Source organism: Pseudomonas sp. B1-22, assembly GCF_050474425.1.
Lineage (GTDB): Bacteria > Pseudomonadota > Gammaproteobacteria > Pseudomonadales > Pseudomonadaceae > Pseudomonas.
Genome location: NZ_JBCHVH010000005.1, coordinates 377,878 through 392,152, shown reverse-complemented (window position 1 = coordinate 392,152; position 14,275 = coordinate 377,878). Strand labels below are relative to the sequence as shown.

The following is a 14,275-nucleotide window of genomic DNA, read 5'->3' as shown; positions in this document are numbered from 1 at the left end:
CCCAGGCCACGGCAATGACGCCGGGCCCAACCGAATTCCGCCCTGACGACGTTCCCACGAAAGAGGAATCGAGCATGAGCACTGCCGAGCGAGCCCCCATCCTGCTGACTCCCGGTCCGCTGACCACGTCCCCCCGCACCCGTCGCGCCATGATGGTCGACTGGGGCTCCTGGGACAGCGACTTCAACGCCCTGACCGCCGATGTCTGCAAGCGCCTGCTGGCGATCATCCACGGCGAGGCGACCCACACCTGCGTGCCCCTGCAGGGCAGCGGCACCTTCTCCGTGGAAGCCGCCGTCGGCACCCTGGTACCGCGCGACGGCAAGGTGCTGGTGCTGATCAACGGCGCCTATGGCAAGCGCCTGGCGAAGATCTGCCAGGTGATCGGCCGCGAGTTCAGCACCTTCGAAACCGAGGAAGACGTGCCGACCACCGCCGCCGACGTCGACCGCCTGCTCAGCGCGGACCCGGCCGTCACCCACGTCGCGCTGATCCATTGCGAGACCAGCACCGGCATCCTCAACCCGCTGCAGGACATCGCCAAGGTCATCGAGTCCCACGGCAAGCGCCTGATCATCGACGCCATGAGCTCCTTCGGCGCGCTGGATATCGACGCCCGCAACGTCCCCTTCGACGCGCTGATCGCCGCCTCCGGCAAGTGCCTGGAAGGTGTGCCGGGCATGGGCTTCGTCTTCGCCCGTACCTCCGCACTCAACGCCAGCGCCGGCAACTGCCATTCGCTGTCCATGGACCTGCAGGACCAGCAGGCCTACATGGCCAAGACCGGCCAGTGGCGCTTCACCCCGCCGACCCACGTGGTCGCCGCGCTGCACGAAGCGCTGAGCCAGTACGAGGAAGAGGGCGGTCTCGCGGCGCGTCATCAGCGTTACGCAAACAACTGCCAGACTCTGCTGGCGGAGATGGGCAAGCTCGGCTTCCGCAGCTTCCTCCCGGCGGAAATCCAGGCGCCGATCATCGTCACCTTCCACGCCCCGCGTGACCCGCGCTACAGCTTCACCGAGTTCTACGGCCGGGTGCGCGAGAAGGGCTACATCCTCTATCCGGGCAAGCTGACCCAGGTGGAAACCTTCCGCGTGGGCTGCATCGGCCAGGTCGATGGCAGTGGCATGCGTGCAGCGGTCGCGGCCATCGCCGAGACCCTGAAAGAGATGGAAGTCTTCGAAATCTGACCCCGGCCGATTGCCACAGGATTGAATCTGATGAACTACGAACAACCCAAGCAACTGCAAGCCGTCATCCTCGATTGGGCCGGCACCGTGGTCGATTTCGGCTCCTTCGCGCCGACCCAGATATTCGTCGAGGCCTTCGCCGAATTCGGCGTCCAGGTCAGCCTGGAAGAAGCCCGCGGGCCGATGGGCATGGGCAAGTGGGACCACATCCGCACCCTCTGCGACATCCCGGCTATCGCCGAGCGCTACAAGGCCAAGTTCGGCCGCGTCCCGACCGACGATGATGTCACCGCCATCTATGAGCGCTTCATGCCGCTGCAGATCGAGAAGATCGCCGAGCATTCGGCACTGATTCCCGGTGCTCTCGATGCCATCGCTGCGGTACGCAAGCAGGGGCTGAAGGTCGGTTCCTGCTCGGGCTACCCGGCTGTCGTCATGGAGAAGGTCGTCGCCCTGGCGAAGACCAACGGCTACGTCGCCGACCATGTGGTCGCCACCGACGAAGTGCCCAACGGCCGTCCGCACCCGGCCCAGGCGCTGGCCAACGTGATCGCCCTCGGCATCAACGACGTGGCGGCCTGCGTGAAGGTCGACGATACCTGGCCGGGCATCCTCGAGGGTCGCAGCGCCGGCATGTGGACCGTGGCGCTGACCTGCTCGGGCAATGCCCTGGGGCTGACTTATGAGCAGTACAAAGCGCTGCCGGAGGAGAAGCTTGCGCAGGAGCGTCGCCGTATCGGCCAGATATTCGAGGGTTCGCGGCCGCACTACCTGATCGACACCATTGCCGATCTGCCGGGGGTGATCGTCGATATCAATGCCCGACTGGCGCGGGGGGAGATGCCGCAGGGCAGCTGATGCCTGGTGTGAATGACGAAGGCCCGCATTGAACGCGGGCCTTTTTCATGGGTGTATATGCGCCGCTGCGGAGTGCGCGGGGACTTCCTGTTTCGCCCCCTCGGGCGAGTCCCTTTTGGCAAACGACCCAAAAGGAACCAAAAGGTCTTGCCCCATCATCCGGCCCCGGCTTCGCCGGGGGTGATTCGCTTCGCTCACCCTTCGGGCCAGCCTGCGGCTGTTACTGCGCTGCGCTCCGTTTCCCTCGCTCCATCGAAGTTTCAGGGGCCCGCGTCGACGGGCCATCCCTGGCCCGACGACGCTCTCGCGGCATCCATGCCGCTCAACCCCTGAAACTTCGATTCCACTCGGCCTCCTGAAGGGGCGTTCGGAGTGCGCGGAGGTTTTTCTGGAAGCCATCAAGAGCCAAAGCCAGAGCAAAGGGCGTGGTGGGATTTCGTAGGAGCGGACCTTGTCCGCGAAATCCACCGCGAATGACTCGGTGCCCTGTGTGAACACTGACGTCATGCGCCTGCGTAGGAGCGGACTCCGTCCGCGATGTCCCGGCATAGATGCGGTCGCGGGCATCGGGCGCTCTTAAAGCGGCGGCGAAACGCTCAGTTCACCACGTTCCGCACAAACCGCAACAGCACATCCCCATGGTTCTGGTAGGAAAACGGCTGGTTGCTCTTGAACACATGGAACCCGCCGGCTTCGACCTCCACCGTTTCTTCGGCGAGCACGATAGTCAGCCGCCCCTCGATCACATAGGCCATGTCGTACCAGCCCTCTGCATCCGGTTCGGCGTTGTAGGTGTCGCCGGGAGCGAGCGTCCAGTGCCAGAGCTCGGCCTGGCGCGAAGCGGGGGTGCTGGCGAGGAGGGTGCCGCGGCTGTCGGGCTGCTGGCCGCCCCAGGCCACTGCATCGACGCGGGACAGGCCGCCGGTGGATGGCGGTCGCACCAGGTCGGCGAAGGTGACCTTCAGGGCGGCGGCGATGCGGTCCAGGGTGGCGAGGCTGACGTTGGTGTCGCCGCTCTCGATGCCGACCAGCATCCGCCGGCTGACGCCGGAAGCCTTGGCCAGCGCGTCCTGGCTCAAGCCGGCGCCACGGCGATGCGCCTTCACGTTGTCGGCGACGTGCACCAGCACGCTGGGTCGTTCGGAATTATTGGGCAATATATTGCTCATTCTGGCCTTTTTGCGCATTATGTTGCGCATAACAGTCAATCAAGAATTCCCAACCGTTGCAACGCCTGTTCAGGTCCGCATCATGCCTCGTTCCCGCTTTATCTCCACTGTCCTGCCCGTTCTGCTGCTGATCGTTTCCATGGCGTCGATCCAGTCCGGCGCCTCCCTGGCCAAGAGCCTGTTCCCGGTGGTCGGCGCCGCAGGCGTGACGGCCATGCGCCTGGTGTTCGCCGCGATCATGCTGCTGGCCATCCTGCGGCCGTGGCGTACCTCGCTCAAGGGCAAGGCGCTGACGCCGCTGATTGCCTACGGCGTGACCCTGGGCGGCATGAACCTGATGTTCTATATGGCCCTGCAGACCGTGCCGCTGGGGATCGCAGTGGCGCTGGAGTTCACCGGCCCGCTGGCGGTGGCGCTGTACTTCTCGCGCAAGCCGATCGACTTCCTGTGGATCGCCATGGCGGTATTCGGCCTCTGGCTGCTGCTGCCGGTGGGTGACCTGGGCCAGGGCGTGGACCCCAAGGGTGCTGCGCTGGCGCTGGCGGCGGGTGTCTGCTGGGGCATGTACATCATCTTCGGCCAGCGCGCGGGCAACGACCTCGGCGCCCAGGGCGCGGCGCTGGGCGTGACCATCGCGGCGATCTGCGTGGCCCCCATCGGCTTCGCCCAGGCCGGCACCGCGCTCCTGAATACCAGCATCCTGCCGGCGCTGCTGGGTGTTGCGGTGCTGTCCAGCGCGCTGCCCTACACCCTGGAAATGATCGCCCTGACGCGCCTGCCGGCACGCACCTTCGGCACCCTGATGAGCATCGAACCGGCGTTCGGCGCGATCTCCGGGCTGGTGTTCCTCGGCGAGCAGCTCACCTCGCTGCAGTGGCTGGCCATCGCCGCGATCATCTTCGCCTCGGTGGGCACCACGCTGAGCAGCCGACCGGAGCAGCCGGCGCTGGTCACGGACTGAATCCTGCAATACCCAACGAAAAAACCGCCCGAGGGCGGTTTTTTGTTGTTGCAGGAATCGCCGGGACCTGGGCGGGCTGGGTCAGGCAGCCGTGCGCATCTCGTTCAGCACGATCTGCCGCCTGGCACTGCGCGCCAGGCGGATGCACAGCATCACCGCCGCGCAGGTCAGGCCGACGATCAGGCCTTCCCACAGGCCGCGCGGCCCGGTGGGTTCCTGCAGCCAGTGGGCCAGGCCCAGGCTGTAGCCCACCGGCAGGCCGATGCCCCAGTAGGCGAACAGGGTCATGATCATGGTCGCGCGGGTGTCCTGGTAGCCGCGCAGGGCGCCAGCAGCGGTGACCTGCACGGCGTCGGAGAACTGGAACAGCGCGGAGAACACCAGCAGCGAGGCGGCCAGCGCCAGTACTTCCGGGTCCTGGGTGTAGAGCGCGGCAATGTGTTCGCGCATCAGCAGCATGCCGCTGGCGGAAATGAACGCGTAGGCGAGCGCCGCGCCTATGCCGACGCCGGCGACGAAGCGCGCATCGCGCGGTGTGCCGGCGCCCAGCGCCTGGCCCACGCGTACCGTGACGGCCATGGCCAGCGAGTAGGGGATCATGAACACCAGCGCGCTGAAGTTCAGCGCCACCTGGTGGCCCGCCACCACCTTCTCGCCCAGCTCGCCGATCAGCAGGGCGATCACCGAGAAGATGCTCGACTCGGCGAAGATCGCGATGCCAATCGGCAGGCCCACCCCCACCAGACCACCGATCACCTCGGGCTTGGGCAACTCCCAGTGGGCGAACAGCTGGCTCGGCTTGTAGACCTTCGCCCAGTTCACCCAGAACAGCATGCCCAGCAGCATGAACCACATCACCGAGGCGGTGGCCCAGCCGCAGCCGGGGCCGCCGAGCGCCGGGAAGCCGAGGTGACCGTAGATCAGCACGTAATTCACCGGGATGTTCAGCATCAGCCCGCAGATGCCCAGCACCATGCTCGGCCGGGTGCGCCCCAGGCCGTCGCTGTAGCAGCGCAGCACGTGGTACAGCGCCACCGCCGGCAGGCCGCAGGCGATGCCGCGCAGGTAGAAGCGGCTGGGTTCGATCAGCGCTTCCTCGACCTTCATCGCCCGCAGCACCGGCTCGGAGAGGAACCACAGGACCGCCGCCGCCAGCGGGCCGACCAGCAGCGCCAGCCATAGCGCCTGGCGCACCAGCGGGCCGGTGCCGGGCTGGTCGCCAGCGCCGTAGCGCTGGGCCACCTTGGCGGTGGTGGCGAGCAGGGTGCCGGTCATCAGCAGGAAGATCGGAATCCAGATCGAGTTGCCCAGCGCCACCGCCGCGAGGTCACGCGGCCCCACGCTGCCGGCCATCACCGCATCGACGAAGCCCATGGCGGTGGTCGCCACCTGGGCGATCATGATCGGCGTGGCGAGGCTGAGCAGTTCCTTGAACTCGACGAGGACGCGCCGTCCACGGGAGACGGGCTGGGCGATGCTGGTCACGGCGATCCTTTTCTGGCAGCAGGAAGCGGAGGGAAGCCGGCCAGTTTACGACTTGTCAGTCTGGTCAGGAAAGCATTGGTGCAAGTTGCGGGACCGCGCGCGGGCGCGCTGGTAAAGTAGCCGGTGCCGATTTCTGGAGTCAGTCCATGCGTATCCTTGCCGATGAAAACATTCCCCTGGTCGAAGCCTTCTTCGGCGGTCACGGTGAAATCCGTCGCCTGCCCGGACGCGGCATCGACCGCGCCGCCCTGGGCGATGCCGAGGTGCTGCTGGTGCGTTCGGTGACCGACGTCAGCCGCGAACTGCTCGAAGGCAGCCAGGTGAAGTTCGTCGGCACCTGCACCATCGGCACCGATCACCTGGACCTCGACTACTTCGCCGAGGCCGGCATCGCCTGGTCCAGCGCGCCGGGCTGCAACGCCCGTGGCGTGGTGGACTGGGTGCTGGGCAGCCTGCTGGCGCTGGCCGAAGTGCACGGCGCCAGGCTTTCCGAGCGTCGCTATGGCGTGATCGGTGCCGGCCAGGTCGGCGGTCGCCTGGTGGATGTGCTGCGTGGGCTGGGGTGGGACGTGCGCGTCTGCGACCCGCCGCGTGCCGCCGCCGAGGGCGGTGACTTCCGCAGCCTGGACGAAGTGCTGCGCGAGTGCGACGTGATCAGCCTGCACACGCCGCTGACCCGCGATGGCGAGTACCCGACGCGCCACCTGATCGACGCACAGCGCCTCAAGGCGCTGCGCCTTGGCACCTGGCTGCTCAACGCCAGCCGTGGCGGCGTGGTGGACAACACGGCGCTGCGCATCCACCTGGAATCCGGCGCGGATATCGACGTGGCGCTGGACGTCTGGGAAGGCGAGCCGGAAGTGAACGTGCAACTGGCCCAGCGCTGCCGCATCGCCACCCCGCACATCGCCGGCTACAGCCTGGACGGCAAGCTGCGCGGCACGGCGCAGATCTACGACGCCTTCTGCGCCTGGCTCGGACGCGCGCCGGAGGTGAGCCTGGACGATCTGCTGCCGGCGCAATGGCTGGCCGAACTGAGCCTGAAGGAAGAGTGCGACCCGGACTGGGCGCTGGCCATGCTGTGCCGCGCGGTGTACGACCCGCGCAGCGATGACGCGGCGTTCCGGCGCAGCCTGGTGGGAGATACGGCAACGCGGCGCAAGGCGTTTGATGCCCTGCGCAAGCACTACCCGCCGCGGCGGGAAATCACCGGGCTGTGGGTGGACATCCAGGGCGAGGCGCCGCGCCTGGAAAGCCTGCTGACGGCGCTGGGCGCCAATCGGGTCGGGGAATAATAGGGCAGGGGCGCCCGCGCACTCATCGGCGCGGCGGCTCGCTGCTCTTGTCCAGCTCGCGGCAGGCGCGCTGGATCATGTCTTCGGTGATCGGAATCTCGCGGCCCTGGGCGTCGATGATAGAGCCGCCCACCGGCTGCTGCGGATCACGGGGGGCCGGGCGGGGGGCGGGGGGCTGATGATGTTGCAAGCTCATGGCCAATCTCCTCTACAACGGTTGAATGCAGTCTAGGCAGATCACATGAAACCTCGGTGACAAAGGCCGTCGCGGACGGCGGCGGAGAATCGTCACCAACAGCGGCAGACGACTGTGCGCTCGCAGGATTGGCAGGTTGCGTGCCAACCACGAGGCCCCGGTCTACTGCATGTCGTTATAGTGAAGGTCGACCCGGCGTTGCACCGGCCGTTCGATCTGGAATCCCTTCGAGGTGAGTATGGACGGCTTTCGCGTAGGCCTGATCATCAATCCGCTGGCCGGTATCGGCGGACCGACCGCGCTCAAGGGCAGCGACGGCGTTGCCGAACTGGCCCTGGCGCGCGGCGCGCAGCCCCGCGCGGCGGAGCGCACGCGGGTGGCCCTGGAGCAACTGCTGCCGGTGCGCGAGCGCCTGGAGTTCCTCACCTTTCCCGGGCCGATGGGCGCCGATCTGCTGGCGGACATGGGCTTTTCCCATCGGCTGGTCGGTGCCTTGGAGCGGGGGCAGAGCAGCGCGGCGGATACCCGTCATGCAGTGCAGGCCCTGCAGGATGCCGGCGTTGCGCTGATCCTTTTCGCCGGCGGCGACGGCACCGCGCGCGATGTTGCCGAAGTGGCGCGCGAGGGCCAGCCGGTGCTGGGGATTCCCGCCGGGGTGAAGATCCACTCCGGGGTCTACGCCATCAGCCCGCGCGCCGCCGGTGCGCTGGCGTTGCGGCTGGTCGAGGGCGGGCTGGTGCGCCTGACCCACGGCGAGGTGCGCGACCTCGACGAAGCCGCCCTGCGTGACGGCCGTGTGGCCGCGCGCTGGTACGCCGAATTGACCGTGCCCGAGGAAGGGCACTTCATGCAGCACGTCAAACAGGCCGGCATGGAGACCGAGGAGCTGGTGCTGGCCGACCTCGCCGCCTGGCTGGAGGACAGCTGGGAGGAGGGCGTGCGCTACGTCTTCGGGCCGGGCTCGACCCTGCACGGGCTGGCCGCCGACCTGCACCTGGAGACCACGCTGCTGGGCGTGGACGTGATCGAGAACGGCGAGGTGATTGCCCGCGACGTCACCGAATCGCAACTGTTCGAACTGGTGGACGGGCATCCTGCCTTCCTGCTGGTCACCGCCATCGGCGGCCAGGGCCACATCCTCGGCCGGGGCAACCAGCAGATCAGCCCGCGCGTGCTGCGTGCCATCGGCATCGAGCGCCTGCGGGTGATCGCCACCAAGCGCAAGCTCGGCACCCTCGAAGGCCGGCCGCTGCTGGTGGACAGCGGCGACGCGGCGCTCGATTCCAGCTTCCCGGCGGCGGTGCGGGTGTGGGCCGGTTACAAGGAAGAGCTGCTCTATCCGCTGGGCTGGGGGCCCGAGGCCTGAGAGCACTTTCGCGCCAGCCACCGGTACGCTGGTGAAGCCTCACTTCCTTGATCTAGACTCCAGCGCCTCGCCGAGGCGGGCAGGGTGCAGGGCAATGATTGACCGAGGCGGCCTGGTGCAAGCTGGGATGAGGGAGGCCGGCATGACGCCGGCGGATGCAAGGGAGTATCGATGTCCGTGTCTGTTGTTGAATCGTCGTTTCGCGTCCTGGTACTGGGCGGCTACGGCAATTTCGGAAGCCTGATCGTTCGCCGCCTGAGCGGGATCGACGGGATTCGCGTGCTGGTCGGCGGGCGCGACCAGAAGCGCGCCAGTGCCCTGGCGCGCGAAGTCGGCGGGGAGGCGGTGTGCCTGGACATGAACCAGCCGACGCTCGCCGGTCGCCTCAATGAACTCAAGGTCAATCTGGTCATTTCCACCGCCGGCCCGTTCCAGGGCCAGGATTACCGTGTCGCCCGTGCCGCCATCGGTGCGCGGGCGCATTACATCGACCTGGCCGACGCGCGCGGCTTCGTCTGCGGTATCGGCGAACTCGACCGCGCCGCTCGCAGCGCCGGCGTGCTGGTGTGCAGTGGCGCCAGCTCGGTGCCGGCGCTGGCCGCCGCCGTCATCGACGAGTTGCGCCCGCGCTTCCAGCGCCTGGACAGCATTCACCATGGCATCAGCTCGTCGGCGAAGATTCCCGGCCAGGCCACGGTGTCGGCGGTGCTGGGCTACTGCGGCAAGCCGCTACGCCAGTGGCGCCAGGGCCGCTGGCAGAACGTGCATGGCTGGCAGGGCCTGAGTCGCCATCGCTTCCCCAGGCCGTTGGGGCGCCGCTGGCTGGCGCATTGCGATGTGCCGGACCTGGAGCTTTTCCCGCAGCGCTACCCCGGCGTGCAGGAGGTGCGCTTCTCCGCCGGGCTGGGCCTGAGCCTTACCCAGTTCGGTACCTGGGGCCTGTCCTGGCTGGTGCGCGCGCGAGTGCTGAGGAATGCCGCCGCGTTGAGCAACAGCCTGCACCGGCTGGCGGTGGCGATGCAGCCACTGGGCGACGGGCGCAGCGGCATGTTCGTCAAGCTGCAGGGCGTGGGTGGCGACGGCAGGCCCCTGGCGCTGTGCTGGGAAATGCTGGGGCAGCAGGACCACGGCCCGAACATCCCCTGCATGGCGGCGGTGGCGCTGGCGCGCAAGCTGGCTGCCGGGCAGTTGCGCCAGCGCGGCGCGATGCCCTGCGTCGGGTTGCTGAGCACCGACGAGTACGTGGCCGAACTGGAGGGCCTGAGCATCTCCCATGGCCTGCGTGAGCTGGGCGCTCATTGAGGCGCAAGTGTTGCTCAGGCAGCAGTCGATCAGCAGCACTGTTGCCTGGATGACATGAGGGCCCGGCGAAACCTCGCCGAACTGCCCTGAAATCGCACATTTTCCTGTTGATACGGCCCCTTGCAGGGGTTGGTACGGCCCTTGCTCAAGGCCTCTGTATCTAGCGCAACAGTCAACAGGGAAAACCCATGACCAGCCCCATCAAAGTGGTCGCCGTCTCCGGCGGCACCTATCGTCCCTCGCGCACCCTGGTGCTCACCAATGCCGTGCTCGACGCCCTCGGCGAGCAGCTTCCGGTGCAAGCCCAAGTGATCGAGCTGGCCGACATCGCCCGCCCGCTGGGCGCCGCGCTGTCGCGCCAGGAACTCTCCGCCGAGCTGGAACAGACCCTGCGCGAGATCGAAACCGCCGACCTGCTGGTGGTGGCCTCGCCGGTCTACCGCGGCTCCTATCCGGGCCTGCTCAAGCACCTGTTCGACCTGGTGGACATGAACGCCCTGATCGACACCCCGGTGCTGCTCGCCGCCACCGGCGGCAGCGAGCGCCACGCGCTGGTCCTCGACCACCAGCTGCGCCCGTTGTTCAGCTTCTTCCAGGCCATCACGCTGCCCATTGGCGTGTATGCCAGCGAAGGAGACTTCGCCAACTACCAGATCACCAGCGACACCCTGCGCGCCCGCATCCAGCTGGCCGCCGAGCGCGCCGCGCCGCTGTTCGCCCGCCCGCAACTGCGCAAGACCGCCTGAGGAGCCATCGATGAACGTATTCTGGTTCCTGCCCACCCACGGCGACGGCCACTTCCTCGGCACCAGCGAGGGCGCACGCCCGGTGTCGCTGCCGTATCTGAAACAGATCGCCCAGGCCGCCGATTCCCTCGGCTACTACGGCGTGCTGATCCCCACCGGCCGCTCCTGCGAGGATTCCTGGGTGGTCGCCTCGGCTCTGGCGCCGCTCACCGAACGCCTGCGCTACCTGGTGGCGATCCGTCCGGGGATCATCTCGCCGACCGTTTCCGCGCGCATGGCCGCGACCCTGGACCGCCTGTCCGGCGGCCGGCTGCTGATCAACGTGGTCACCGGCGGCGACCCGGATGAAAACCGTGGCGACGGCATCCACCTCAGCCACGCTGAGCGCTACGAAGTCACCGACGAATTCCTGCGCATCTGGCGCCGCGTGCTGCAGGGCGAATCCGTGGACTTCGCCGGCAAGCACCTGCAGGTGGAGAACGCCAAGGCGCTCTATCCGCCGATCCAGAAGCCGTACCCGCCGCTGTACTTCGGCGGCTCCTCCGCCGAGGCCCATGACCTGGCCGCCGAGCAGGTGGACGTCTACCTGACCTGGGGCGAGCCGCCGCAGGCCGTCGCGCAGAAGATTGCCGACGTGCGCGAGAGGGCGGCCAAACAAGGCCGCAGCGTGAAGTTCGGCATCCGTCTGCACGTGATCGTCCGCGAGACCGCCGAGGAAGCCTGGAAGGCCGCCGACAAGCTGATCGCCAACATCTCCGACGAGACCATCGCCAACGCGCAGAAATCCTTCGCCCGCTTCGACTCCGAAGGTCAGCGGCGCATGGCCGCGCTGCACGGCGGGCGCCGTGACCAGCTGGAGATCTACCCCAACCTCTGGGCCGGCGTCGGCCTGGTGCGCGGCGGCGCCGGCACCGCGCTGGTGGGCGACCCGCAGCAGGTCGCCGAGCGCATCAAGGAGTACGCCGACCTCGGCATCGACAGCTTCATCTTCTCCGGCTACCCGCATTTGGAAGAAGCCTATCGCTTCGCCGAACTGGTCTTCCCGCTGCTGCCCGAGCCCTATGCGAGCCTGGCCGGGCGCGGCGTGACCAACCTCACCGGGCCGTTCGGCGAAATGATCGCCAACGATGTACTGCCGGCGCGGGCTGCGAGCTGAGGCGCTGTTCATTGGGCCCCCGCGAACGCGGGGGACCCAGAAAGCGATTAACCCATTCAGAAGGAAGCGAGCGTGAACGCCAAGACGCGTCTCGACGCACAGACACCCGGGCAGATCGCCCAGCGCCTGGCCGCCGGTTTCGCCGAAACCGCCGCCGAGCGCGATATCCGTGGCGGCACGCCGAAGGCCGAGCGTGACGCGCTGCGCCAGAGCGGCCTGCTGTCGCTGATCATCCCCAGCGAATACGGCGGCCTGGGCGCCGACTGGAGCACCACGCTGGACATCGTCCGCCAGTTCGCAGTGGTCGACAGCTCCATCGCCCACGTGTTCGGCTTCCAGCACCTGATGCTGGCCACCGTGCGGCTGTTCTCCCGCCCCGAGCAGTGGCAGCCGTGGTTCGAGCTGACGGCGCGCAGCCAATGGTTCTGGGGCAATGCGCTGAACCCGCTGGACACCCGCACGGTGTCGCGCACCTTCTCCGGCTGGCGCGAGTTCTCCGGGCGCAAGAGCTTCTGTTCCGGCGCGCTGGATTCGGAAATGCTCATCGCCTCGGCACTGGACGGCGAGGGCGGCAAGCTGCTGATCGCCGCCATCCCCACGGCGCGCAGCGGCATCAGCCTGGCCCACGACTGGGACAACATGGGCCAGCGCCAGACCGACAGCGGCAGCGCCACCTTCGAGCGCGTGCGGGTGGAGGAGAGCGAGCTGCTGCTCGATCCGGGCCCGCTGAGCACGCCGTTCGCCTGCCTGCGTCCGCTGATCGCCCAGCTGATCTTCACCCACGTGTTCCTCGGCATCGCCGAAGGCGCCTTCGAAGAGGCCCGGCAGTACACGCTCAAGGAAGCCCGCCCGTGGTTCCGTTCCAGCGCCGCGACGGTGGGTGAAGACCCCTACGTGCTCGCGCACTACGGCGAGTTCTGGGTCGGCCTGGAAAGCACCCGCCTGCTGGTGCGTCGTGCCGCGCAATTGCTGGACGAAGCCTGGAGCAAGGGCACGGCGCTGGATGGCGAGGAGCGCGGCCGGCTGGCCGTGGCCATCGCCACTGCCAAGGTCGCGGCCACCCGCAACGGCCTGGAGATCTGCAACCGCCTGTTCGAGGTCACCGGCGCGCGCTCCACCCATGCAGCGCTGCGCATCGACCGCTACTGGCGCAACCTGCGCACCCAGACCCTGCATGACCCGGTGGACTACAAGGTCCGCGAGCTGGGTGACTGGGCGCTGAACCAGCAACTGCCGCAACCGACCTTCTACTCATGAACGCGACCACACCCGAGGGTCTGCTGACCCTGCCCAAGTCCCCCGCGCTGGCCACCTCCATCCGCGCCACCGCCCAGGTCTTCGAGGACCCCAAATCCCAGGCGCTGCTCGATCACCTGCAGCAGGTCGCGCCCAGCGAGGCCAGCGTGCTGATCATCGGCGAGACCGGCACCGGCAAGGAGCTGGTGGCGCGGCACATCCATAACCTCAGCGCGCGGCGCGGCGGGCCGTTCGTGGCGGAGAACTGCGGGGCCTTCTCCGAATCCCTGGTGGAGGCCGAGCTGTTCGGCCACGAGAAGGGCGCCTTCACCGGCGCGCTGGCGGCCAAGGCCGGCTGGTTCGAGGAGGCCGACGGCGGCACGCTGTTCCTCGACGAGATCGGCGACCTGCCGATGCCGATCCAGGTCAAATTGCTGCGCGTGCTGCAGGAGCGCGAAGTGGTGCGCCTGGGCTCGCGCAAGAGCATCCCGATCAACGTGCGGGTGCTGGCGGCGACCAACGTGCAGCTGGAGAAGGCGATCAACGCCGGGCATTTCCGCGAGGACCTGTATTACCGGCTCAACGTGGTCAGCCTGGAGCTGGCGCCGCTGCGCGAGCGGCCCGGCGACATCCTGCCGCTGATCCGCCACTTCATCGCCGAGTACAGCCGGCGCCTGGGCTACGGCCCGAGCCAGCTCAGCGCGGAGGCGGCGCAGAAACTGCGCAGTTACTCCTGGCCGGGGAATATCCGCGAGCTGGAAAACGTCATCCACCACACCCTGCTGATCTGCCGCGACGGCGTGGTGCGCGCGGAAGACCTGCACCTGTCCAACCTGCGCATCGAGCGCAGCGAAGAGCCGCGCCTGGAATCCCTCGGCGCCGAGCAACTGTTGCAGCAGGCCTTCCAGCGGCTGTTCGAGGAGCAGGGCGGCAACCTGCACGCTCGGGTCGAGGATGCGCTGCTGCGGGCGGCCTACCGCTTCTGCCACTGCAACCAGGTACACACGGCGAACCTGCTGGGGCTGACCCGCAACGTCACCCGCACCCGGTTGATCGATATCGGCGAGCTGGTGGTGAACAAGCGGCGCGGCGCTTCCGAAGTCGATCCGGACCGGGTGGTGCGCCTGTCGATCTGAACGCCAGCCCCTGCACTGGCCCCATCGAAGCTGTTCGCTGATCGAACGCATAGGCGGTTATCGAATTGAACCGCCCGGTGACTCTCCGTACTGTTGCCCCAACCCCGCCCAGCCAGGCGGGGTAATAACAACAATGAGCGTCAGCCAGGGCCTTCAGTGCCTGCCATGTTGCCGGTCCG

General features: G+C 67.7%; 13 protein-coding genes. 10 read left to right on the top strand and 3 right to left on the bottom strand.

Translation table 11 applies throughout. The annotated features are described in order from the left end of the window. Nucleotides 1–74: 74 nt before the first annotated feature. Together ACQ5BL_RS20680 and phnX are read left to right on the top strand one after the other, a co-directional pair. The gene (locus ACQ5BL_RS20680; protein WP_243806900.1) at nucleotides 75–1,190 is read left to right on the top strand and encodes a 2-aminoethylphosphonate--pyruvate transaminase; all 1,116 of its coding nucleotides are present in this window, start codon (nucleotides 75–77) and stop codon (nucleotides 1,188–1,190) included. Nucleotides 1,191–1,220: 30 nt separating this feature from the next. Then, nucleotides 1,221–2,048 (top strand): phosphonoacetaldehyde hydrolase, encoded by an 828-nt coding sequence (phnX, locus tag ACQ5BL_RS20675; RefSeq protein ID WP_243806899.1) that lies wholly within the window; start codon nucleotides 1,221–1,223, stop codon nucleotides 2,046–2,048. A gap of 596 nt (nucleotides 2,049–2,644) precedes the next feature. On the opposite strand, the gene ACQ5BL_RS20670 is transcribed toward phnX, so the two are convergent. Further along, complete coding sequence (locus ACQ5BL_RS20670; RefSeq protein WP_207885594.1) at nucleotides 2,645–3,247, bottom strand: helix-turn-helix domain-containing protein; 603 nt, start codon at nucleotides 3,245–3,247, stop codon at nucleotides 2,645–2,647. A 52-nt stretch (nucleotides 3,248–3,299) separates the two neighbouring features. On the opposite strand from ACQ5BL_RS20670, the gene rhtA reads away from it, so the two are divergent. Next, nucleotides 3,300–4,178 (top strand): threonine/homoserine exporter RhtA, encoded by an 879-nt coding sequence (rhtA, locus tag ACQ5BL_RS20665; protein ID WP_430293229.1) that lies wholly within the window; start codon nucleotides 3,300–3,302, stop codon nucleotides 4,176–4,178. An 81-nt stretch (nucleotides 4,179–4,259) separates the two neighbouring features. On the opposite strand, the gene ACQ5BL_RS20660 is transcribed toward rhtA, so the two are convergent. Then, complete coding sequence (locus ACQ5BL_RS20660; protein ID WP_243806898.1) at nucleotides 4,260–5,663, bottom strand: MATE family efflux transporter; 1,404 nt, start codon at nucleotides 5,661–5,663, stop codon at nucleotides 4,260–4,262. A gap of 146 nt (nucleotides 5,664–5,809) precedes the next feature. On the opposite strand from ACQ5BL_RS20660, the gene pdxB reads away from it, so the two are divergent. Continuing rightward, nucleotides 5,810–6,958, top strand: coding sequence for a 4-phosphoerythronate dehydrogenase PdxB (pdxB, locus tag ACQ5BL_RS20655; RefSeq protein WP_243806897.1), 1,149 nt, complete (start codon nucleotides 5,810–5,812; stop codon nucleotides 6,956–6,958). Between the two features lie 22 nt (nucleotides 6,959–6,980). On the opposite strand, the gene ACQ5BL_RS20650 is transcribed toward pdxB, so the two are convergent. Next, nucleotides 6,981–7,154 carry a PA1571 family protein gene (locus ACQ5BL_RS20650; protein WP_243806896.1) on the bottom strand — a complete coding sequence of 58 codons (174 nt, stop codon included), beginning with the start codon at nucleotides 7,152–7,154 and terminating at the stop codon, nucleotides 6,981–6,983. Between the two features lie 238 nt (nucleotides 7,155–7,392). On the opposite strand from ACQ5BL_RS20650, the gene ACQ5BL_RS20645 reads away from it, so the two are divergent. From ACQ5BL_RS20645 to ACQ5BL_RS20620, 6 genes are all read left to right on the top strand, one after another. Further along, nucleotides 7,393–8,520 carry an ATP-NAD kinase family protein gene (locus ACQ5BL_RS20645; RefSeq protein ID WP_243806895.1) on the top strand — a complete coding sequence of 376 codons (1,128 nt, stop codon included), beginning with the start codon at nucleotides 7,393–7,395 and terminating at the stop codon, nucleotides 8,518–8,520. 171 nt (nucleotides 8,521–8,691) lie between these two features. Then, complete coding sequence (locus ACQ5BL_RS20640; protein WP_243806894.1) at nucleotides 8,692–9,822, top strand: saccharopine dehydrogenase family protein; 1,131 nt, start codon at nucleotides 8,692–8,694, stop codon at nucleotides 9,820–9,822. 188 nt (nucleotides 9,823–10,010) lie between these two features. After that, complete coding sequence (gene msuE / locus ACQ5BL_RS20635) at nucleotides 10,011–10,568, top strand: FMN reductase (protein ID WP_243806893.1); 558 nt, start codon at nucleotides 10,011–10,013, stop codon at nucleotides 10,566–10,568. Between the two features lie 10 nt (nucleotides 10,569–10,578). Then, nucleotides 10,579–11,724 carry an FMNH2-dependent alkanesulfonate monooxygenase gene (gene ssuD / locus ACQ5BL_RS20630; protein WP_243806892.1) on the top strand — a complete coding sequence of 382 codons (1,146 nt, stop codon included), beginning with the start codon at nucleotides 10,579–10,581 and terminating at the stop codon, nucleotides 11,722–11,724. Nucleotides 11,725–11,796: 72 nt separating this feature from the next. Beyond that, nucleotides 11,797–12,981: an acyl-CoA dehydrogenase family protein gene (locus ACQ5BL_RS20625; protein ID WP_243806891.1), complete on the top strand. Its 1,185-nt coding sequence runs from the start codon at nucleotides 11,797–11,799 to the stop codon at nucleotides 12,979–12,981. Further along, nucleotides 12,978–14,096, top strand: coding sequence for a sigma-54 interaction domain-containing protein (locus ACQ5BL_RS20620; protein ID WP_430293228.1), 1,119 nt, complete (start codon nucleotides 12,978–12,980; stop codon nucleotides 14,094–14,096). Before ACQ5BL_RS20625 ends, ACQ5BL_RS20620 begins: the two co-directional genes overlap by 4 nt. Nucleotides 14,097–14,275 lie beyond the last annotated feature (179 nt).